This is a genomic window from Promineifilum sp. (SeqCode) (genome assembly GCF_041918635.1).
Taxonomy (GTDB): Bacteria; Chloroflexota; Anaerolineae; order Promineifilales; family Promineifilaceae; genus Promineifilum.
Genome location: NZ_JAYRVJ010000221.1, coordinates 1 through 21,623 on the forward strand (window position 1 = coordinate 1; position 21,623 = coordinate 21,623).

Here is a 21,623-nt window from a genome sequence, read left to right on the forward strand (position 1 = left end):
AAGCCATCACCCGCTCCTGACCCTCATCCATCATCATGTTGACGTAGGCCCCACCCGAGGAAAGGGGGTGCAGCTTGCGCCAATACTCTTTCGACCAGGCGATGGTGCGCGCGTTGTTGGCCGGGTCGGGGTCTACGCCAATGATCACTTGCACAAAGTTGGCCTCGCGGTAATTCCAGGCGGTGTCGTTCTGGCCCACGCGGTGCGCCGCGCCATTGATCGGATACAGGTGCATCGTGGAATGGACGCTGGGCAACTGGTTGCCGTACTGAAGGTGCAGGTTCACCGCCTCGTCGGTCAGGTCGGTCACGAAATCGGCGTTCCAGTACCATTGCAGGCCGGGCGGATACAGCCCGTCGAACAAGCTCTGCAAAGCCGGGAGGGGGATCGGCCCGGCAAAATCGATCGCCGGCGGGGCAACGGCCCGAATCGGCTCGAAAACTCGTTCGGCCTGTTCCAGATCGCCGGTATAGCACCAGGTGACGACGGCCATCTTCTTCATGTGATGCTCGGCCGGGAACATATCGACCGGCGGGACGGTGTGGAAGCCAAACCAGCCGCCGAGTTCCTCCGGCCCGTTCAGCATCAGGTCGCGCCAGAAGCGCATGACCGTGGCGGCATGCTCCATCGGCCAAAAGATGGGGCCGCCATAGACGGTGGGGCCGGCCGCTTGGCCGCGGAACAAGAAAGACGTGACCACGCCGAAGTTGCCGCCGCCGCCGCGCACCGCCCAGAACAGGTCGGCGTTTTGCCGCTCGTTAGCCACGACGAAGCGGCCGCTGGCCAGCACCATCTCCACCTCCAGCAGATTGTCGATGGTCAGGCCATAGCGCCGCGTCAGATAGCCCACGCCGCCGCCCAGTGTCAGGCCGCCCACGCCGGTGGACGAGATGAAGCCGGTGGGCACGGCCAGCCCGTGGGGATTGGTGGCGGCATCGACGTCGCGCCAGAGGCAGCCGCCCCCCACGCGCACCTCGCGTCGGGCCGCGTCCACCTCCACCGCGCGCATGCCGGAGAGGTCGATGACCAGACCGCCATCACAGCTGCCCAGCCCGGCCCCATTGTGCCCCCCGCCGCGCACGGCGATCAGCAGGCCGTACTCCCGGCCAAAGTTAACCGCCGCGACCACGTCGGCGGCGTCGGCGCAGCGCGCGATGAGCGCCGGCCGTTTGTCGATCATGCCGTTGTAGAGTTGGCGCGCCTCATCATAGCCGGCGTCGGCCGGCTCGAACAACTCGCCGCGCAACTCGCTCCTGAAATGAACGATCGCCGTCTCGTCTAGCTCGCCAGCCTGGTTAGCATCTTTCAGTTTGGTGTCCATCTCGTATCTCCTTACAGCCGGAACCTTTGCTTGTTACCTAAAACCAAAATGATCTTAGTGGGGCCGCTCACCAAGATCATCTGGCAAAGGTTTATTCCAGGGTTTATTTTTCCCGGTTTAGGGAGATGCGATTTGTCAATCGCCTATATGAGGTGTAACTCCCGCCCGCGCGACAGCGCCTGGACGCGATTGTTGACGCCCAGCTTGCTGTAGATGCTGCCCGTGTGGGCTTTGACCGTACCGACGGATATGGTCAGTTGTTCGGCGATGGCCGGGTTCGACAGCCCGTCGGCGATGAGCCGCAACACTTCCACTTCGCGCGCGGTCAGCGCGTCGGGCTGGTGCGCCTTTGGCGGCTTCCGTTCAGGGGCAAGGTTCTTCATCCCCTGGGCGCGCAGCCGACCGCGCAACCAGGCCGATGCCGGACGCGCGCCCAGATCATCGAAGAGGGCCAGCGCCTGCCGTTGGGCCGGCTCATCGCCCTCGGCCAGCGCCAGCGCCCGCTCGTAGGGGCAGCCGATCTGGGCCCACTCCTGGGCCGCCGCCCGCCAGTCGCCGCGGATCATCAGGGCATAGGGGCGGGCCACTCGCTCCAGGGGGATACCGCCGACGCCGGCTCGCCACATCCAGTAAGCTATCTCGCCCAAAATCCAGGGGTCATCGCGGCTCAGGGCCAACGTATAGCCCACCTCGGCGATGGCTGGGATTTGCTCAATGTCGCCCCGCAGCCAGGCCGCTTCCGCCCGCGCCGCCGCCACCGGGCCGTGCCGCTGTAGCTCATGAGTGGGCAGCGCCAAGGCGTGAGCTTGGCCCAGCAGCGGCTCGGCCGCCAGATCGCCCTGACGCACCTTCAGATGCGCCAGCGCTATGACCGCCGGGAGCAGGGTGATGGTCTGATCCTGGCTTAAACGGAGCGCTTCAAGAGCGAAGGTTTCCGCCTCAGACCACCGCCCCGTGCTGAAATACAGTTGCGCCTGCCAGCCCTGCAGGTAAATGGTATAGGTATCCAGGTCTCTGGCGGTGGTGTACTCTAGTCCTTCTTCCAGCCAGTGCTGCCCGGCTGGATATTGACGCGAGCGAGTGTCATTGGAAGCCAGGTTCGAGTAGCAGCGGCCCACGTGGTCGTGCATCTCGTGTTCACGGGCCAGCCGGAGCGCGCGCACGATCTTTTCCGTACCGGCCTGATAGTCTCGGAGCGTTTCAATCGACCCAACGTTGGTCAGTGCATGCACGTAGATCTCTACCGCATTAAGCTTCTCGGCCAGTTCCATGGCCCGATTACCCCACTCCAGGGCCGGTTCCGGCTCCCAGGCCAGCATGTGAAGCTGGGACTTGGCGCTAAAGGCCATCGCCAACGCCAGCCCCGGTGGCTGTGTCAACAGAATTTCGATGGCTCGATCGGCATACTGCCCCGCCTCCTTCCCATTTCCCGCCATCCAGTACAACCGTGACAGCCAGCGATAGTTGTCCCCGATCCGCTCCCTGCGCTCCAGTTGTTGCCAGATGTGGATCGCTTCCTGCCGGGTCTGGATGGCCTCCTCGATATGATCGACCAGATAGTTCTCAAAAGACAGCCCTTCCAGCAGTCCAGCCTGAGTTTCTGGCGGCATGCGGTGCTTGTAGCGAAGCAAACTGTCATAAAGGGCGATCGCTTCTCGATGAGCGCCCAGGGTGCTGGCCTGCTGGGCCGCCTGGGGAGCATAGCGCAGCGTGGCCTCCTCATCGCCGGCGCGCACCGCGTGGTGGACGATGCGGGCCAGCGATACACGTCGCCCTTCTTGTTGCAACAGCGCAGTCAGGATTTTGGCGTGTAGCGCACGAGTCCGGCCGATGAGCAGAGAGTCTTCAATCGACCGGCGCGCCAGTTCGTGACGAAAAGCGACGCCGTTGCCCACCGGGCGTAGCATGCCTCGCTCCATGCATTCATCCAGAGCCACCGGCTCGGGTTGGAGTATCTCCCGGATCAGCCACTCTTCAGCCGCGCCGGGGATTAACGAAGCCAGTTCAATGATGCTCCTGGCCGGAGCGGAAAGTCTGGAGAAACGCACCAGGACGGCGTCTCGCACCGACGGGGGGATGCCCTCCGTATGGCTGGCAAGAATCTCCGTGATGAAGAAGGGATTGCCGCCCGTGGCGCGATAGAGTTCTTCCGACTGGTGCTTTGTCTCCTGCGCCAAACGCTCCACGGCGCCCGACGACAAGCGCGGCAGGGTGATTCGCAACGTGAGCGACGCCGGCAAATCGCCCAGCAGCGAGCGCAGTGGGTGGTTGCTGCTGACCTCGTCGTCGCGATAGGACAGGACTAAGAGCGTCCTGGTGTGGTGAATGCGACGCCCCAGAAACTTCAACACGTCCAGGGTCGCTTCGTCGGCCCAATGCAGGTCTTCCAAAACGACAATAACCGGTGTCGGGCTTTTTTGCAGGTACAGAAACAGTTCCGTGGAAAAGGCTAACCGGCCGGTCTCCGACTGGATGAAGCGCGGCCAATCGGACTGAATCTGGCCGGCGATCTCGATGAACGGGCCAAGCGGCTGGGGGCTGAACAGATCGTCACAGGCTCCCCGTAGCGCCTGCGCCGTTCGTCCCTGCGTGGCGAGGAAGCGCTCGATCAGCGACGTTTTGCCAATGCCCGCCTCGCCGCTGACCAGCGCTATTCGACCCTGGCCCGACTTAACCCGGGCCCAGGCATCGGCCAGGCTCTTGAGTTGTTGTTCGCGTTCCAGGAGTTCCATGCGGATTCTCCATCTCGACACCCACTCAACTCCATCCTTCCCGCATTCTACCAGAAGTTGTCAACCACTTCTTAACGGGTAATTGCCGCGCTCACATTCTGAACCGCGCGTGCGGCGCATACTTGGCACTATCATTTATTGAATTTGGCGTGACATGATGAGGCCAAACGGCTTGTAATGTCCCCGGCGCGACCATACAATGGAAGTCTATAGCGAATCCTTCCCGATTGAAGGTACAGCGGCCTACGGTGGGCCGGTAGGAGAGAATAACGATGAAAGAGAATGGACACAACAACGGTCGCGGCGAAGTGGGCAGCGTGACGGTCAAGCGCGGACTGGCCCAAATGCTCAAGGGCGGCGTCATCATGGACGTAGTCACGCCGGAGCACGCCCGCATCGCCGAGGAAGCGGGCGCGGTGGCCGTCATGGCCCTGGAGCGCGTGCCGGCCGACATCCGTGTCAGCGGCGGCGTGGCCCGCATGTCCGACCCCGGCCTGATCCGCGAGATCATGGACACGGTCAGCATCCCGGTCATGGCCAAGGTGCGCATCGGCCACTTCGTCGAGGCGCAAATCCTGGAGGCCATCGGCGTGGACTTCATTGACGAGAGCGAAGTCCTGACGCCGGCCGATGAGGCGTACCACATCAACAAACACGACTTCAAGATCCCCTTCGTCTGCGGTTGTCGCAACCTGGGCGAGGCGCTGCGGCGCATCGGCGAGGGCGCGGCCATGATGCGCACCAAAGGCGAGGCGGGCACGGGTGACGTGGTCGAGGCCGTGCGCCACGCCCGTGCGGTGCTGGGCGACATCCGCCGCCTGCAGGCCATGCCCGACGAGGAGTTGATGACCTTCGCCAAGGAGCTGGGCGCGCCCTATGAGCTGGTGAAGGAGACGAAGGAGTTGGGCCGCCTGCCGGTGGTCAACTTCGCCGCCGGCGGCATCGCCACCCCGGCCGACGCGGCCCTGATGATGCAGCTCGGCGTGGACGGCGTCTTCGTCGGCTCGGGCATCTTCAAGAGCGGCGACCCGGCGCGGCGGGCCAAGGCCATCGTCGAGGCCACGACCCACTTCCGCAACGCCGAAATCCTGGCCCGCGTCAGCGAGAAGCTGGGCGAGCCAATGGTCGGCATCGGCGTCCACACCCTGACCCCGGAGCAGCAGCTCGCCGGCCGTGGGTGGTGAGGAAGAGCAGGGGGGCAGGGGTGAAAAACTCTTTTCTCCCCTGCTCCCACGCACCCCCGCTCCCCTGCGTTCATTAATAAACACCTTATGACAAAGATAGGCGTACTGGCGCTGCAAGGCGCATTTATTGAGCATATCGCTATCCTGCGCCGGCTGGGCGTGGAGGCGGTCGAGGTGCGGCTGCCGGAAGACCTGGAAGGATTGGACGGCCTGATCATTCCCGGCGGCGAAAGCACCACCATCGGCAAGCTGGCCGACACCTACGCCCTGACCGGGCCGCTGCGCGACTTTGCCGCGCGCAAACCCGTCTGGGGCACGTGCGCCGGCATGATCTTCATGGCGAAGGACATTGGCCGGGAGCAGCCGCTCTTGGGCGTGATGGACATCGTCGTGGAGCGCAACGCCTTCGGCCGGCAGGTGGACAGCTTCATCACGCCCATTGAGGTCAATGGCTTCAACGGCAGCGGCCCTTTCCCGGCCGTGTTCATCCGCGGCCCGCGCCTGGTCGAGGCCCACGGCGACGCGGAGGTCATCGCCCGCCTGGCCGACGGAACCCCCGTCGCCGCCCGCGAAGGTCACTGGCTGGTCACGTCCTTCCATCCGGAGTTGACGGAGGACGCGCGGTTTCATGAGTTGTTTGTGCGGCTTGTGGAAGAAAGGGACTAGGGTAGAACGCTCTTCCCTAGCCCCTAGTCCCTAACCCCTGGTCCCTATCTTCTCGGCAGCAGCACCGTCACCGTCGCTCCCCCCTCCTCATTGTTCTCCGCCCAGATGCGGCCGCCGTGCTGCTCCACGATGCCCTGGGCGATGAACAGCCCCAGCCCCGTCCCTTGCCCGGCCGGCTTGGTCGTGAAGAACGGCTCGAAGATGCGATCCATGATGGCCGGGGAAATGCCCACACCGGCGTCGGCCACCGAGAAGGCGAACAGATCGGGTGTACCGGAGCCGTTACCGCTCAACAGCCGCGCCCGCGCCATCACGGACGGCTCCCGCGCCAGGTCGGGCGTCCAGAAGCGGACGTGGATCGTCCCGCCGTCCGGTTGCAGCGCGTCGCGGGCGTTCAGCAGCAGGTTGATGAGCACCTGCGTCAGGCGATGGTGGTCACAGAAGAGCGTCGTCAGGTCGGGCTGGATGTCGGCCTCGACCGCCACCCGCGCCTGCTTGCGGAACTGCTGCTCGACCATCGTCAGCGCGTCCCGCATGATAGCCTCCGGGCTGGTGATGGCGATGGCCCCCTCATCGGCGTCGCCGCCGACGTTGTGGGCGTAGTTGCGCAACACCTCAACCATGCGCGCGCTCCGGTAGGCGCTCTGCTCGATCAGCTGGATGTAGCGCACCAACTGCTCGCGGTCTATCGTCTCGTCGCGCAGTTCGTCGAGCAGGTTGGTGCAGGTCGCGGTGATGATGCTGATCGGGTTAGTCAGCTCGTGGGCCACGCTGGCGGTCAACGTGCCGATGCCGGCCAGCCGTTGGGCGTGCAACAGCGCCTCATTCAGCCGGTCAAGCTCCGCCCGGCTCATGAACGACACCAGCCGCTCGCCCTCGCGCCCGGCCACCGGGGCCGCGGCCAACGCCACCGGCAGCGATTCGCCGTTGCGCCGGCGCAGTTCGCCGTCGGCCGGCCGCGCCCGCTCCGCCAACACCCGTGCGAGTGGATACTTCCCCGCCCAAAAATCAACCAAAGATAGATTCGTCAATTGCCCAGCCCCATAGCCCAACAACGATTCGGCCGCGCGATTCGCCCACCGGACTATGCCATCGGCGTCGAGCAGCACCACTCCCTCCTGCCCGGCGGCATGGAGGAAGGTCGAGAACCGTCCCTCAAATTCGACTTCCACCTTGTTCTCTTGTCCCTCTTCCCCAGGTACGGCCGGGAACTGTGAGTAGGATACGCCAGCCAGGGAGCGTCGTCCGTACGCCCTGCGTAAATTCAACGTGAACGGAGCGTGAACGGGGCCACGTTCTTGAAATCTGCCGAATCTGCGAAATCTGCGGATGGGGCTTCTTAGCGGTCGAGGAAAAGGACAAAGTTCGCCATGTCGCCGCGCTCCTGCCAGCCGCGGGCGGCGTAGAAGCCGCGTTCGTAGGATTCACGCCGGCGGTTGTTCAGCAGGCTGAGTCGCGAGCAGCCGCGCGCCCGCGCCTCCTCGATCACGGCTTCCAAGAGCCGCGACCCTACCCCGCGCCCGCGGGCCTCGGGCGACAGGAACAACTCCGACACGTACCCCTCCGGGCCGCGCAGGATGAAGTAGGGCAGCCAATGGACGGCGGCGTAACCGACCAGCCCGCCGCCGGGGGCCGCGGCCACGTAGACGCTGTAGCTCCCGTCGCCGGCCGCCCGCTCCAGTTGGCTGCGGACGCGGGCGACGGCGACCGCCGGCGGCTCGTCGCGCAGCCAATCGAACCGCTCCAGCGTGCGCAGCAGCGCCGCCAGCGCCGGCGCGTCCTCCGCCACGGTGCGCCGGATGAGGGCGTTGGCCGCCCGCATCATTGCGCCCCTTCGTAGGCCGTGCGCAGCCAGCCGATGAGTTCGTCGTCCACGTCTTCGACCGCCGTCAGCGGCACCCGGTGGGTCATCGAGCCGCTGCCGGTGTTGGCCGCCGGCTCCAGCCGCCCGCCGAACGGCGCGCCGGGCAGCTTCAGCCCCACATCCACCCGCGTGCGCGTCGTCGGCTGGACGACGGCGAACTGCTTGCCGCGGGCAAAGGCCACGTAGGTCTTGCGCACGCCCAGGGTCACATCGCCGCCAAAGCCATTGACCACGGCCAGCACCCGTTCGTAGATGGGCCGCAGCGCCGCCTTGGACCCGGCGTACTGCGCCTCCAGCGCATCGCTCACCGTCTCGTGCTCGGCCGGCCGGAAGCGCACCGCCGACCACGTCTCATCAACGGCGATCGAGGCCACGCCCCGCCAGCCCGGGTCGTAGACCATCTGCCAGCCGGCGTCGCGCGTCAGGTCGGAGACCACGCCCGAGCGCTGCTTGGGGTAGCAGAACCACAGTACACCCTCCGGCTTGACAGCGCGCATGGCCGGCGGCGCCAGCCGGGTCAACTCGCCGCTGTCGCGCGCGAACACCTGCACGAAATCGCACGGCTCGTCGAGCGCGGTCGTCACCGTGACGCCCGCTGGCAGCCCAAGCGACGCCACGTAGCCGGTCGGGGCATTGACGAACGCCGCCCGCCCCTCGGCCGGCAGGCGTAGCTTCTTGAGCAAAGGGTTATCGGTCATGGTTTTGCTCCTAAATCAGGGGTCAGTGGACAGTGATCAGTGAGCAGTTACTGACCACTGTCCACTGATCCCTGGAAACCTATGAAATCCGCCGGTTTCTCCTATAATCGGGCTTCATGCCTAATCGGTCGGTCGAGCGCCTGGCGTTGCGGGCCATCGTCGTCATCACCCTGCTGCTCTTCTTCGCCCTGGCGGTCGGCGCGGCGCTAGACAAGTCTATCACCAACGACGAGCCGTTTCATCTGACGCGCGGCGTCGGCTTTGCGCAGACCGGTGCGTTCAGTCTGCAACTCGAACATCCCCCACTGGTTCACCGTCTGCTGGGCGCGGCGCTGTCCCTGGAACCGGGGCTGCCGTCGTTGGTCACGCTGGCGGCGTGGCCCGGCGGCGATCACATGGCCATTGACCGGGAGTTCCTGTGGCATAGTGGCGTTCAGGTGGATCGCGTCACGTTCCTGGGGCGTCTGGCCGTCATCTGGGTCGGCTGTCTGCTGGGGGCTGTCGTTGCGCTGTGGACGGCCGACACGGTGCGCGCCGCGCCCCGTCTGGCGCTGGCCGTCGTCATGGCTCTCTACGCCACGTCGCCCAATGTGCTGGCCTCAGCCGCGCTGGCGACGAGCGATCTGGTCACGACCGCCGTTTACTTCGCCACCATTTGCGCCTGGTGGTTCTATGGCCGCCGCCCCAACTGGCGGCGTTGGCTGGTGACCGGGGCGTTGCTGGGGCTGGCGCTGGGAACCAAGCTGACGGCGGTGCTGCTCATCCCGCTGCTGATCCTGCTGGCCTACGCGCCGTCCCGCGGCGGGCGATGGCAGGGGCCTTGGTGGCGGCCGGGCCTGGCGGCGGTGGGCCTGCTGCCTGTGGCCGCCTTTGCCCTGTGGGCTGTCTACGCCTTTGAGGTCGGCGACTGGCGCGGGCAGACCGTGCCGGCCGCGACGTATTGGGACAATTGGACTTACATGCTGACCTATTTGGGCGGCGGACACCAGGCGTACTTCCTGGGCCGGCTGTCGGCCGCGGGGTGGTGGCTCTACTTCCCGGTCGCCTTCCTGATCAAGACGCCGTTGGTCTTTCTGGGCCTGTTGGCCGTGGCGCTGGCGACGGTCGCCCGCGATCGCGCCGCCCGGCGCGTGGCGCTCTACACGCTGCTGCCCACTCTCGCGCTCTTGGCCGCCGCGATCGTCAGCCGCTTCAACATCGGCTACCGTCACATCCTGCCCGCCATACCGTTCCTGCTGGTCACGATTGGCTTGGGCGTGCCGAGCCTCGGGGCCAGGCGGGCGGGCCGTGTGGTGGTCGGCGCGGCCGTCGCCTGGGTGGTGGGCGTCGCCCTATGGCTGCATCCCGACCATCTGGCCTACTTCAACGAACTGGTGGGCGGGCCGGCGCATGGCTACCGCTACCTGGGCGACTCCAACCTCGATTGGGGCCAAGACCTGAAGGGGCTGGCGGACTACGCCGCCGGAGCCGGGGACGATCTGTTCATCTCCTACAGCGGCGCGGGCGAGCCGGCTTACTACGGGCTGAACAGGCCGGAACTGGCGGGGCCAGAGGAGGCGGGACAGCCGGCGTTCCACCCGGCCAACCCCGCGCCCGGCCGCTACGCCATCAGCGCCAGCCATATCCAGGGCTTGCTGGCTGAGGCGGATCTGTTCGACTGGTTCCGGCGGCGCGAGCCGGATGATACCCTCGGCTATTCCATCCTCATCTACGAAGTAGTCGGGCAGAAAGCGGGCGGGTGGATCGCCCACTGCCTGACGCCGGGGCGACTGCTGACGGACGAGGCGGCCGAGCAACTGGTTGGCGTGACCGGGGCGCGCCACGTGGCGTTCGACTGTGAATCCTCCTGGGTCTTCCCGCAGGACGGCGCGCCGGGCTGGTACGTCCTGCCGCCCAACGAGGACGCCCCCTGGCCCACGGCCCTGCCGGCGCTGGCGGCGCTCGCGCCGGTCTACCGCCACGGGGCCAACCAGTTCGGCCCCGCCTATGAGGTGTACTATTGGCCAGGTGCGGCTGAGCCGGGCGCGGGGATAAACGGACTGCTGAGTGAGACCATCGAGCCGCCGCACGACGCCGGGCCGGCCGCGCTGCATGGCTATACCGCCGGCGGCGAGACGTGGCTCACGCTGTGGCGCGTGGCTGAGGCGACGGCTGCGCCCCTGTCGGTGCAGGCCCACCTGTATGCCGGCGACGGCCCGCCGCAAGTGGCCGACGGCCTGGGCTTTTCGTCCGACCAATGGCAACCGGGGGACTGGTTCATCCAGCGCCACGCCTTCACCGCGCCAGGGGAGGCGCTGGAGACGGGGCTGTACGATTACACGACGCTAGAGCAGATAGGGCCGGTGGCGCGTCTGGCCGCGCCCTGATGACCACTCGAATCATGATGCGCCCCTCGTCCCATCCTCTGGCGTCGCGGTTAATCGTCGTGAGCGCCCTGCTGCTTTTCTTCGCCCTGGCCGCTGGCGCAGCGCTGGACAAGTCCCCAACGCGCGACGAGCCGATTCACTTGCTGCGCGGCGCGGCCCTGCGCCAGAGCGGCGACTTCAGCCTGCAATATGAGCACGCCCCGCTGAGCCACTGGCTGATTGGTAGCCTGTTGGGCAGCGAGTCGACGCTGCCCGCCGTGGCCGGGCTGGCGAGCCGGCCGTCGGGCAACCGGTCGGACATGGCCCGAGAGCTGGTGTGGCAGCGCGGGCTGAATGTCGATCGAGCGTTGTTCCTCGGCCGTCTGCCCATCATCTACGCCGGTTTGCTGTTGGGCGCGGCGTTGGCGCTGTGGGTGCGGGCGGCCACTGGCGGTCACCGGCCGGCGCTGGCCGTAACGATGGCCTTCTTCGCCGCCTCATCGAACCTGCTGGCCTCGGCCGCCCTGGCGACGACCGACCTCGTGGCGACCACTACCTATTTCGCCACGGTCTGCGCCTGGTGGTTCTACTGGCGGCGGCCCGGCCGCCGGCTGTGGCTGCTGACGGGCGCGCTGCTGGGGCTGGCCCTGGCGAGCAAGCTCACCGGCGTGCTGCTCGTCCCGGTGCTGGTCACGCTGGCCTACGTCTATCCGCCGCGACGGCCGTGGTGGCGGCCGGGGCTGATCGCGCTGGGGCTGCTGCCGGTGGCCGGGCTGACACTGTGGGCGGTGTACCTGTTCCAGATCGGCCCGTGGCGCGGCATCACCCTCCCCGCGCCAGCCTATTGGGATAGTTGGGCCTCGGTGCTGTCCCACGTCTCGGACGGGCATCAGTCGTTCTTCCTGGGCGAGGTTTCCACGGCCGGCTGGTGGTCGTACTTCCCGGTGACGTTGCTGCTGAAGACGCCGCTGCCGGCGCTGGCGCTGTTCGCCGTGGGGCTGGGGGGGCTGTGGCGGGCGCGGGCCTGGCAAATGACCGCGTTCCTGCTGCTGCCCATGGCCGCCATTCTGGCCGCCGCCATGTACAGCCGGCTGAACATCGGCTACCGGCACGTGCTGCCGCTCGTCCCCTTCGCGCTGGTCGCCGCCGGCTTGGCCGTGCGCGGGTGGTGGGCGCGGCCGGCGGGGCGCTGGGCGGCGGGGCTGGTCGCGGCCTGGGCGGTGGGAGCGGCGCTGTGGGTGCATCCCCACCATCTGGCCTACTTCAACGAACTGGCGGGCGGGCCGGCGCGGGGGTATCGCTACCTGGGCGACTCCAACCTCGATTGGGGCCAAGACCTGAGGGGGCTGGCGGACTACGCGGCGGGCGTGACGGATACGCTCTACATCGCCTACGCCGGCGTGAGCGAGCCGGCTTATTACGGATTGGAGGAGCCGTCCTTGGCGGGGCCGGAGGGATTAGGGCGGCCCGACTTCCATCCCGCCAACCCCGCGCCTGGCCGCTACGCCATCAGCGCCAGCCACATCCAGGGCTTGCTGGCCGAGGCGGATCTGTTCGACTGGTTCCGGCGGCGCGAGCCGGACGACACCATCGGCTACTCGATCCTGATCTACAACGTGGCCGAGGCGCGGCCGGGCGAATGGATCGCCCACTGCCTGATGCCGGGGCGGCTCCTGACGGACGAGGCGGCCGAGCAGCTGGTGGGCCTGGCCGGGGCGCGCCACGCGGCGTTCGACTGCGAATCCTCCTGGGTCTTCCCGCAGGACGGCGCGCCCGGCTGGTACATCTTGCCGGCGCGGGCGGAGGAATGGTGGGTCAATGCGTGGCTGGGCGAGATGAAGCCGGAACTCGTCTACGGCCATCGCGCCAACGCCTATGGGCCAGATTACGCGGTCTACTACTGGCCGGGCGGCGTTGAACCGGGCGCGACGATGGGCGGCGAGGCGCAAACCTACGCGGGCGAGAGCGGCGGCCCGGCGGCGCTGCGGGCCTATGGCGCGCGGGCGGCGGAGTGGGTCACCCTGTGGCGCGTGGCTGAGGCGACGGCCGCGCCTCTGTCGGTGCAGGCCCACCTGGCCGACGCCGCCGGCGCGATGCAGGTGGCCGATGGGTTGGGCTTCTCCTCAGACCAGTGGCGGCCGGGCGACTGGTTCCTCCAGCGCCACGTTTTCGCCGCGCCGGGGGAGGTGCTGGAGACGGGGCTTTACAACTATGCCACGCTGGAACCCGCCGGGCCGACCATCAGGCTCCCGGTAGATCGGCCCTAACTTCTGGTTATAATCCGCGCCGTCAGGCGAGCGCCTGGTTCCGGCGCGAAGCGACACGGGGACAATCGATGGACGACGACATCACTCGGCTGCAAGAGGCGCTAGCCGCTCTTGAGGCGCAACGCGCCATCGTGGGCCATGCTGTCGTCTTTGAGCCGGCGGTTCGGGAGCTTCAGGGGGGCCAATGGTAGAGAAAACGGCGCCGCGCGGGCAGTGGAGCGGCTATTTCCCGCTAACGCTCGTCCTGGGCATTTACCTGATCCTGGCCGTGGGTTACGGAGTGGTCGTCCCTCTGTTCGAGACGCCCGACGAACATCTGCACTATTTCACCGCCGAATATATGGCTCGTGAAGGGCGGCTGCCCTCGGCCCTAACACCCGGCCCGATGGGACAAGAGGCCGCGCAACCGCCGCTCTACTACGCGCTCGGCGCGCTCATCGTCCGCGCCGTGGGCGATAGCAGCGCCGAAGGGCAGCTATGGCTTAACCCGCGTGCTGTCCTCGGCCAGTTTGACCGCCGCGAAACGGCCTGGCCGCCCATCAACAGCAACATGTTCGTCCACAGTCCGGCCGAGGCGTGGCCGTGGCAGGGGTACGCCCTGGCTGCCCATCTGCTGCGCCTGCTCTCGACGCTGATGGGGCTGGGGACGCTGCTGTGCCTCCACGCCGCCGGACGCGCCGTCTGGCCAGACGCGCCGGAGCGGGCGCTGCTGGCCACGGCGCTGGTCGCCTTCCTGCCCCAGTTCGCCTTCGTCCATGCCGCGGTCAGCAACGACGCGGCGATTACACTCTTCAGCACGGCGGCCATCTGGCAACTGCTAAGAATTAGGAATCACGAATTAGAAATTAGGAATGAAGACACGCAGGCCGCGGTCAATGGCTCTGAACTCGTCGCTCGCCGCTCGTCGTTGGTCATTCTGGGGCTGACCATCGGCCTGGCGATACTCTCCAAGGCAGCGGGCATTTTGCTGCTCGTCTTCGCAGTGGGGGTGCTGGCGCTGTGGGCGTTGCGGGCCGGCGGGCCGCGGCGGTGGGCGCGGGCGGCGGCGGGGGCGCTGTGGGTGGCCGGCCCGGCGCTGCTGCTGGCCGGCTGGCTGTTGTGGCGCAACTGGGCGCTCTACGGCGACGCGACCGCGGCCACACCGTTCGTCGAATTGACCACTGGCTACCGCCCCTACTCGCTGCGCCAGGTCTGGGGTGATCTGGATCGGGTCTGGCTGTCGCTCTTCGCCGTCTTCGGCTGGATGAGCGTCGGCGCGCCGGCCTGGGTCTATGGCGTGTGGACGGGGATCGCGGGCGCGGCGGCGACAGGGGGCGGTTGGTGGATGGTTCGCTCGCTCGCTGTCGCAGGGGAGCGGGGGGGTGGGGGAGCGAGGGGGCAGGGGAGCGGGGGAGCAGGGGGGAAGAAGCCCGCATCTGAGGATGCGGACTCTGTGGGTGGTCTGGTGAATGGGTCGTCCGCATCTGAGGATGCGGACTCCGTAGCCAACAGCCCCCCTGCCCCCCCGCCCCCCCGCTCCCCGGCCTCCCTGCTCCTGAGCGTCTGGTTCGCGCTGGTGGCCGCCGGCTGGCTACTCTTCATGCTGCGCACGCCGGCCGACCAGGGGCGGCTGTTCTTCCCGGCCATCGCGCCGCTGGCGTTGGGCGCGGCGTTCGGGCTGAGCCGCTGGCCCCGGCCGGCGCGCTGGGCAGCCGTAGCGGGGGCGCTGGTCACGTCGGCCTACTGTCTGCTCGCCGTCATCCCCAACGCCTATGCCCGGCCGCCGGTCGTCGCCGCCGTGCCGGCTGAGGCCATGCCGCTCGACGCGACCTTTCCTGAAGGGCCGCAACTGCTCGGCGCGACGGTGAACACACCGGCGGCGCGGGCCGGCGACTGGGTGTGGGTCACCCTCTACTGGCGTCGCGCGGCCACCGGCGGCGCGGACGCGCCAATGGCCCATCTGGAACTGTTCGGGCGCGGTTTCGAGCGGGTGGGCCTGCAAGTCGCCTACCACGGGCGGGGGCTTTACCCGGCCGCGCTCTGGCCGCCGGAGGGCGTCGTGGCCGACCGGCTGGCCGTGCGCGTCGCGGACGACATTGCCGGGCCGGCGGAGGGGCAATTACGGGTGAAGCTGGACGAGGACGCCGCCGGCGTGGACGTGGGCCGGGTCAAGATCGTGCCGGCGGCGTGGCCGCCCGCGACCGCGCCGCTGGCAACGCTGGGTGAGAGTATCGAGTTGGCCGGCGCGGAACTCTCGACGGCGACGGCCGCCCCCGGCGAGACCGTCGAGGTGCGCCTGCGCTGGCAGGTCGCCGCCCCGCCCGGCCCCGCGCTGCTGCACGTCTTCGTTCACCTGGGCAACCCGACGCAGCCGCCGCTGGCCCAGAGCGACGGTCCGGTGATGGCCGGCGAGTATCCCGCCCGTCTGTGGGCGGCGAGCGAAGTGTTCGAGGAGACGGTCGCGCTCGCCCTGCCGGCCGATCTGCCGCCCGGCGACTACCCCATCCAGTTTGGCCTCTACGACTTCGACAGCGGCGAGCGCCGGCCGGTTGTCGTGGACGGTCAGCGCCAGCCCACCGACACCTATCCGGTGGGCCGGCTGACCATTGAATGACACCTAGCGGACGATCACCTTGTAGAGGATAACAGGCGCGCCGGCCAACTGGAAGTCGCCGGCGTATAGCTCGCCATTAACGTCCACGCCGAAGGTGGTGATGGATGTGGGCGACGTGCCGGCCGCCTCGGTCTTCCACTGGTTGCCCTGGCGGACGATCGTCCGGTACTGGCGGGTGCAGAAGTCGCCGAAGAAGTAGCGCCCGTAGAGTGTCGGGTACTTCTGGCCGCGATAGACTACGCCGCCGATGACCGAGCAGCCGCCGCCGCTATGGTCGTACTCGTAGATGGGCGGCGTGAACGGGCCGGCGTTCTCGCAGTCCGCGGCCAGGCTGTTGTGGACAGCCGTGTAATCGACCGTGCCCTCGTAGCAGTGCCAGCCGAAGTTGGCCCCGCCCGGCCCGCTGCCGGGATAGAAGGACACTTCCTCGCGCAGCCACTCCCCCACGTCGGCGATGAAGAGATCGCCGGTCAGCGAGTCGATAGCCACTCGCCACGGGTTGCGCAGCCCCTTGGCCCACAATTCGTCGCAGCCGCTGTCGCCCAGCCACGGGTTATCCGGCGGGATGGAGTACAGCGGGCTGTCGGGCCTGAGGCCGCAATCAACACGCAGGCCGCGCGCCGGGTTGGGGTCAATGCGCAGGATAGAGCCGAGTAAGCTCTTGCGCCGTTGGGCATTGTTGTTCGGGTCGCCGGGTACGCCGCGCGGGTCATAGGGGTCGGGGCCGCCATCCCCAAGGGGGATGTAGAGATAGCCGTCCGGCCCAAAGGCCAAATCGCCGCCGTTGTGGACAGGGCTGAAGCCCAAGGAGTCCTCCGGCTTGTCGATGGCGATTATCCGGCGCAGGCTGGTTGGGTCGACCTGGTTGGGGCTGCCTTGATCGACGGTCAGGCGGGCGACGACCAGCAGCCGGCTCGTGGTGTAGGTGACGTACACGTAGGGCGCGGCCGGATAGTCGGGATGGAATGCCAGACCCAGGAAACCCTGCTCCCAGTTGTCACCGTGGGTTACCTCATTCTCCAAATCCAGAAAAGGGTGCGGGTTGACCGAGCCGTTCGGGTTGACGATGAACACAAAGCCCTGGCGGACGGCGACGAAGAGCCGCTGGTCGCCGGCGTGGGTGATGTCGGTGATGGTGTCGAAGACCATGGGATTGTCCGCGTCGTCGAGAATGATGGGCAGGCCGCGCACGAAGGGCTCGAACGCCAGTTGCGGCCCCGCCTCGGTGCGGATGGTGGGCAGGTAGGCGGTGTTGGCAGTCGGGGCCGTCCCCTCCCGCGCGGAAGTGGTCTGGGCGTTGCGGCCCGCCAAGGCGGCGGCCAGAATGAGCAACAGCAGCGCCGGCCACAGCCAGCGCGACGGACGTGAAGACGAAGCTTCCATGATGGTTCCTCCCGATGTCAGAAAACCTGTCAGGTCTGACTCACTCCTTCTTGAGCGGCGTGCCGCAGGCGCGGCAGAAAACGTCGCCAGCCTGCGCCGGCTGGCCGCAGTTGTGACAATACCTGGCCGCGGCGGGGGCGGCCTTGCTATTTTGCTTGGGCGGACGATTGGGTTGCGGTTTGCGGCGGCGCGTAGCGGTTCCCTGGCGGCGGCCCAGATACCACGCCCCGCCGATCAGCGCGGCCACCACCAGCGCGCCCAGCGCCAGCCACCACGGGCTGATCCCGTAGCCCACCGCGCCGCCCGCCGAGTCGGTGGCCGGCGCGGGGCTGCCGCTCGACTCAGGCAGCGATTGCGAGGGCGCGGAAAGCACCGGCGCTTCGACGGTGTAGGAGACCTCCACGACGAAAGGTTCGCCCGCGCCGACCGGCCGCGGAGCCAGCGTGTGGTAAGTCAGGCCGTCGCCGCGCTCGACGCCGCTGCTGGCCGGTTGCGGCGTGATGCGGATGTCGGTGGCCGCCAGCGGTTGCTGTACGACGGTCGCCAGGCTGTCCACGGCCAGGTCCGATGTCCACTCGAAGCGGTAGGTGTAAGTATTGCCGTCCGCCTCGTAGGGGGCGTAGTACTCCACCCGGAAACTGTCGCTCGGCGTGGTCAGCGTCAGGAGGCCGTTCTCGACGTCATAGGTAACGTCGGAGATCAGCGCGTTGGCCTCGTTGAAGCGGGCCACGGCGTGAATCTCGGCGCCGGCCGGCACGGGGATGGACAGCGTCGCCGGCAGCGCGGCGTCGGCCGGCAGGCGGCCGGACAGCAGCACCAGCATGGACGGGCGGTCGTAGTCGGGCCACAACTCGACGGCCAACTCGGTCAGTCGTGTGGCCTGGCTCTGTGCGGCGGCCCCGGATAGGCCGGCGGCCAGCAACGCGAGCAGGAGGGCGATGGTCAGGGTGAAGCGGCGATAGCATGTTCTGTTGTGCATAGCTAGACAGGCTGCGTGAGGAAGGGTATGTGCGCGATCAGGCATGGCCGCGTAGACGGATGCGATTGGCGCGGCAGTAGGGGCACTCCACGTCGGTGTAGTCGCGGCCGCAGGTGCGGCAGGTGCGCACTTCCACGTCGCGATCGTCGTCCAGCGAGGCCAGCACCACGGCCATCTCCTCGCCGCTGTGGGCCTCGACCCAGGCGGACAGGTCGTAGTCGCCGATCCGCCACCGGCCATTTTCGTCGCGCCGCAGGACGCCGGTCATCACGTCCAGCTCCATCTCGTGCGCGGCCGCGGCCAGCTTATAGATCGCGGCGCGTCTCATCTGTTTCATAAGCGTCGTCCCTGAAGAAATGCTGCGGATGATACGAATCAAGAACGGACTGAAGCTATTTATTCCATCCGTCTTATCGGTCGTAATCCGTAGCTATTTCTCCTTCCATAGCCGAGGCTGAGAACGTTTGACGCTGCCCAGGCTGGAGTCTATTATATCGTAAGCCTGAATTCTACAAGTGGAGGTCCCCATGCACGATGGGAACGAACGATTGGCGCAGGACGTGGCCGTCCTGGTCGCCATGGCGGGCCAGATGGGCGAGTATCTCGACAGCGAGATCCTCTTCTGGCCGCTGGGTCGCGGTGGGCTGCCGATGCTGACGCTGGGCGGCTATCTGCTGCGCGAGCACCGCCTGCTGGCGCTGCCCGACCTGCTGACGTCGGAGCAGCGCACGCAGGTGGACGCGGCCGTCTTCCAGTTCAACCAGGCCCTGGCCGACCGGGTCGTCCGTTTCGAGGCCAAGGCCCACCACGAGCTGGAGGCCCGGCTGCGGCAGTGGGAAGAGTACCTCAAGGACATCGACCGCGGCACGTTCGACCGCACCAGCAACTACGACACGGCCGTCGAGACGCGGGCCATGATTCATGCCCTGCTCGACCGGCTGAGCCTGCCTCCTTACCGGACGGAGACGCGCCCGACCCAACACCTGGCCCTGCTGGACACGCGCCTGCAAGGGCGCTGGCAGCCGGGGCCGTTCGTCTGGCCGGAAGCGTGGACGCCCGCCTACCCGCGCGCGGACTACTGGTGGCTCTACGGCTCGCCGCGCGCCAAAGAGGGCCAATCCTGACGTCCAATTGCGCTTAACTCCGATGGGGGCGCGGCCCGCCCGCGGCCCCATCCCATCCCCGAACTCATTCTGGTATCGATCCATCCATGACCTCACAATCGAAAACGCAGTCTATCTGGGAGCGGCTGCCCGCGCTCCACTTTCGTGACTACCGGCTGATGTGGTTCGGCCTGTTTGTGTCCACCATCGGCTCGCAGATGCAGTTCACGGCCATCAACTGGCACGTCTTCGAACTGTTGCGCGGCCGGACCTACACCATCGACTTCCTCGGCCGCTCCATCGACCTGGGCGCGGAGGCGCTGGGGTTGGGCACGCTGGGCCTGGTGCGCGTCATCCCCATCATCCTGTTCGCGCTGGCCGGTGGGCTGCTGGCCGACACGCGCAACCGGCGCACGCTCTTGCAATGGACGCAGATCGCCTCGACCGTCTTTGCCGGGGTGCTGGCGTTGCTGACGCTGACCGACCGGATCACCGTGCCGTGGATCTACTTCCTGACGGCGACGCTGGCCGGCGTGGCCGCCTTCGAGCAGCCATCGCGCCAGTCACTCGTGCCCCATCTGGTGTCGAAGGAGGCGTTCACCAACGCCGTCACGCTGAACACGCTGATGTTCACCGGCGCGTCCGTCGTCGGCCCGGCGCTGGGCGGCATCGTGCTGGCCTACGCCGGGGTGGAGTGGGTTTACCTGATCAACGCCCTGTCGTTCCTGGCCGTGGTGCTGTCGCTGACCTTGCTGACCTATCGCGGCGCGGCGGCCGTCTCGGCCGCCGGCCTGGGCTTCCGCGCCCTGCTGGAAGGGCTGCGTTTCACCTTCCGCACGCCGATGATCTGGAGCACGATGATGCTCGACTTCCTGGCGACGTTCTTCAGTTCGGCGCGGACGATGCTGCCCATCGTCGCCGGCGACATTCTGGGACTGGGGCCGGTCGGCTACGGCTGGCTGTCGGCCGCCGCGCCCATCGGCTCGATCATCGCCGGCAGCGTCGTCGCCCTCTATGGCAACATGAAGCGGCAGGGAGTGGTGCTGCTGGCCTGTGTCGTGATCTACGGCGCGGCCACGGCCCTGTTTGGTCTGACGGCCTCGGTGGCGCTGGCTTTCGTCTTCCTGGCGCTGACCGGCGCGTCCGACACCGTCTCGACCGTCATTCGCGGCACATTGCGCCAGCTCATGACGCCGGACGAGTTGCGCGGCCGGATGACCAGCGTCAACATGGTCTTTTTCATGGGCGGGCCGCAATTGGGTGAACTGGAGGCGGGGCTGGTGGCCGCGGCGTTCGGCGTGCCCTTCGCCATTATCAGCGGCGGCATCGTCACAGTCCTGCTGACGCTGCTGATCGCCTGGAAGTATCCGGTGCTGCGCCAATTCGACAGCCCCATTATCGCCCCGGCCACGGCCGCTACCTGAGCCTCATGCCCGGAGTCAGGCGATTCATGGCTGTTCCGACTTCTCGCTACACGCTCGCGTCGCCAACAGCGCGGCTTGCGGCGCTGTTGGCGATTTTCATGGCCCTGTGTGTGGCCTACAACATCGCCGCGCCCATCTTTGAGGCGCCGGATGAGCGGGATCACTTCAGTTACGCGAGTTGGCTGGCCGACGGGCAGGGGCTGCCGCACATGGTTGAAGATAGGGGCCTGGTCGGCGAGTTGTGGCAGCCGCCCCTCTACTACGCCCTGATCGCCGCGGCCGTCGCGCCCATCGACCGCTCTGACCTGGCGACGGTCGCGCCGCTGAGCGCTGATTGGCAGGCGGGCATGTCGCGCGTCGCCCACTACCACAGCGCGGCCGAGCGCTTCCCCTACCAGGGGACGACTTTGGCGATGCATCTGGCCCGCTTCATCTCATCGCTGTTAGGTGCGGTCACGATCTGGTGCGCCTACGCCATCGCCCGGCATATCATCCCCGGCTACGCCCTGGTCGCCGCCGCCCTCGTTGCCTTCAACCCGCAGTTCATCTTCATCAGCAGCGCGATCAATAACGATAACCTCGTCATCGCCCTCGCCAGCGTCGTCCTCTGGCTCCTCGTTCGTAGTCAGGCGATTCATCGCCGTTCCGCGGCCCTACCCCGCGCCCTCCCCCAGCCCCTCCCGCGGGCAGGAGAGAAGACCCTCCCCCAACCCCTCCCGCGGGCAGGAGAGAAGACCCTCCCCCAACCCCTCCCACAGGGCGGGGGGACGCTCTCTTGGGCCTGGTACGTCTTGTTGGGTGTGCTATGGGGCCTGGCCGCCCTCGCCAAGCTGACCGGCGCGACCCTGGGCCTGGTTATCGGCGTGGCCCTGCTTGCCCAGGCCTGGCGGGGGCGCTCCTGGCGGCCAGTGCTGGGCGGCGTTCTGGCCGGGGCGACGGCGGCGCTCGTCGGCGGCTGGTGGTTCTGGCGCAACTATCGGCTCTATGGCGACCCGCTCGCCTGGCAACAGATGCTCGACATGACAGCGCCCCTGTTGCGCCCCGAACTGCTGAGCTGGCCGCAG

17 protein-coding genes are annotated in these 21,623 nt (G+C 67.4%); 9 read left to right on the plus strand and 8 right to left on the minus strand.

The genetic code is table 11. The features are described 5' to 3' along the window. A partial coding sequence (locus ACE3UY_RS07560) for an FAD-binding oxidoreductase (RefSeq protein ID WP_374686932.1) occupies positions 1-1,321 on the minus strand: 1,321 nt, incomplete at its 3' end. A 143-nt stretch (positions 1,322-1,464) separates the two neighbouring features. Beyond that, entirely contained in the window at positions 1,465-4,053 is a 2,589-nt protein-coding gene (locus ACE3UY_RS07565) for an AAA family ATPase (RefSeq protein WP_374686933.1), read from the minus strand. Positions 4,054-4,325: 272 nt separating this feature from the next. On the opposite strand from ACE3UY_RS07565, the gene pdxS reads away from it, so the two are divergent. Then, positions 4,326-5,237, plus strand: coding sequence for a pyridoxal 5'-phosphate synthase lyase subunit PdxS (gene pdxS / locus ACE3UY_RS07570; RefSeq protein ID WP_374686934.1), 912 nt, complete (start codon positions 4,326-4,328; stop codon positions 5,235-5,237). A gap of 87 nt (positions 5,238-5,324) precedes the next feature. Next, positions 5,325-5,903: a pyridoxal 5'-phosphate synthase glutaminase subunit PdxT gene (gene pdxT, locus ACE3UY_RS07575; protein WP_374686935.1), complete on the plus strand. Its 579-nt coding sequence runs from the start codon at positions 5,325-5,327 to the stop codon at positions 5,901-5,903. Positions 5,904-5,947: 44 nt separating this feature from the next. Here the strand turns inward: pdxT and ACE3UY_RS07580 are convergent, their stop codons facing one another. The 3 genes from ACE3UY_RS07580 to ACE3UY_RS07590 form a co-directional block, all read right to left on the minus strand. Beyond that, entirely contained in the window at positions 5,948-7,075 is a 1,128-nt protein-coding gene (locus ACE3UY_RS07580; protein WP_374686936.1) for a nitrogen regulation protein NR(II), read from the minus strand. A gap of 167 nt (positions 7,076-7,242) precedes the next feature. Then, positions 7,243-7,728, minus strand: a complete 486-nt coding sequence (locus ACE3UY_RS07585) for an N-acetyltransferase family protein (RefSeq protein WP_374686937.1) — start codon at positions 7,726-7,728, stop codon at positions 7,243-7,245. After that, a complete protein-coding gene (locus ACE3UY_RS07590) occupies positions 7,725-8,465 on the minus strand; it encodes a DUF5655 domain-containing protein (RefSeq protein WP_374686938.1) in 741 nt (246 codons plus the stop codon). Before ACE3UY_RS07590 ends, ACE3UY_RS07585 begins: the two co-directional genes overlap by 4 nt. Positions 8,466-8,581: 116 nt before the next feature. Here ACE3UY_RS07590 and ACE3UY_RS07595 point away from each other — a divergent pair, with 116 nt between their 5' ends. The 4 genes from ACE3UY_RS07595 (at position 8,582) to ACE3UY_RS07610 (ending at position 15,670) form a co-directional block, all read left to right on the plus strand. After that, positions 8,582-10,831, plus strand: a complete 2,250-nt coding sequence (locus ACE3UY_RS07595) for an ArnT family glycosyltransferase (protein ID WP_374686939.1) — start codon at positions 8,582-8,584, stop codon at positions 10,829-10,831. Continuing rightward, positions 10,831-13,077 carry a glycosyltransferase family 39 protein gene (locus tag ACE3UY_RS07600; RefSeq protein ID WP_374686940.1) on the plus strand — a complete coding sequence of 749 codons (2,247 nt, stop codon included), beginning with the start codon at positions 10,831-10,833 and terminating at the stop codon, positions 13,075-13,077. Before ACE3UY_RS07595 ends, ACE3UY_RS07600 begins: the two co-directional genes overlap by 1 nt. Positions 13,078-13,145: 68 nt before the next feature. Continuing rightward, entirely contained in the window at positions 13,146-13,268 is a 123-nt protein-coding gene (locus ACE3UY_RS07605) for a hypothetical protein (protein ID WP_374686941.1), read from the plus strand. After that, the gene (locus ACE3UY_RS07610; protein ID WP_374686942.1) at positions 13,262-15,670 is read left to right on the plus strand and encodes a phospholipid carrier-dependent glycosyltransferase; all 2,409 of its coding nucleotides are present in this window, start codon (positions 13,262-13,264) and stop codon (positions 15,668-15,670) included. The genes ACE3UY_RS07605 and ACE3UY_RS07610 overlap by 7 nt, the downstream gene beginning before the upstream one ends. A 3-nt stretch (positions 15,671-15,673) precedes the next feature. Here ACE3UY_RS07610 and ACE3UY_RS07615 read toward each other — a convergent pair whose 3' ends face one another. Genes ACE3UY_RS07615 through ACE3UY_RS07625 form a run of 3 tightly spaced genes read right to left on the minus strand, consistent with a single transcriptional unit; the run spans position 15,674 to position 18,369 of the window. Then, a complete protein-coding gene (locus ACE3UY_RS07615) occupies positions 15,674-17,053 on the minus strand; it encodes a sorbosone dehydrogenase family protein (protein WP_374686943.1) in 1,380 nt (459 codons plus the stop codon). A 40-nt stretch (positions 17,054-17,093) separates the two neighbouring features. Beyond that, on the minus strand, positions 17,094-18,032 hold the full coding sequence (locus ACE3UY_RS07620) for a zinc-ribbon domain-containing protein (protein WP_374686944.1): 939 nt from the start codon (positions 18,030-18,032) through the stop codon (positions 17,094-17,096). 37 nt (positions 18,033-18,069) lie between these two features. After that, the gene (locus ACE3UY_RS07625; RefSeq protein WP_374686945.1) at positions 18,070-18,369 is read right to left on the minus strand and encodes a hypothetical protein; all 300 of its coding nucleotides are present in this window, start codon (positions 18,367-18,369) and stop codon (positions 18,070-18,072) included. Between the two features lie 190 nt (positions 18,370-18,559). Between ACE3UY_RS07625 and ACE3UY_RS07630 the strand changes: the two genes are divergently transcribed. From ACE3UY_RS07630 to ACE3UY_RS07640, 3 genes are all read left to right on the plus strand, one after another. Further along, positions 18,560-19,156 (plus strand): hypothetical protein, encoded by a 597-nt coding sequence (locus tag ACE3UY_RS07630; RefSeq protein ID WP_374686946.1) that lies wholly within the window; start codon positions 18,560-18,562, stop codon positions 19,154-19,156. An 86-nt stretch (positions 19,157-19,242) separates the two neighbouring features. Beyond that, positions 19,243-20,559, plus strand: a complete 1,317-nt coding sequence (locus ACE3UY_RS07635) for an MFS transporter (protein WP_374686947.1) — start codon at positions 19,243-19,245, stop codon at positions 20,557-20,559. 26 nt (positions 20,560-20,585) lie between these two features. Continuing rightward, on the plus strand, positions 20,586-21,623 hold a 1,038-nt coding region (locus ACE3UY_RS07640; RefSeq protein WP_374686948.1), incomplete at its 3' end, for a glycosyltransferase family 39 protein.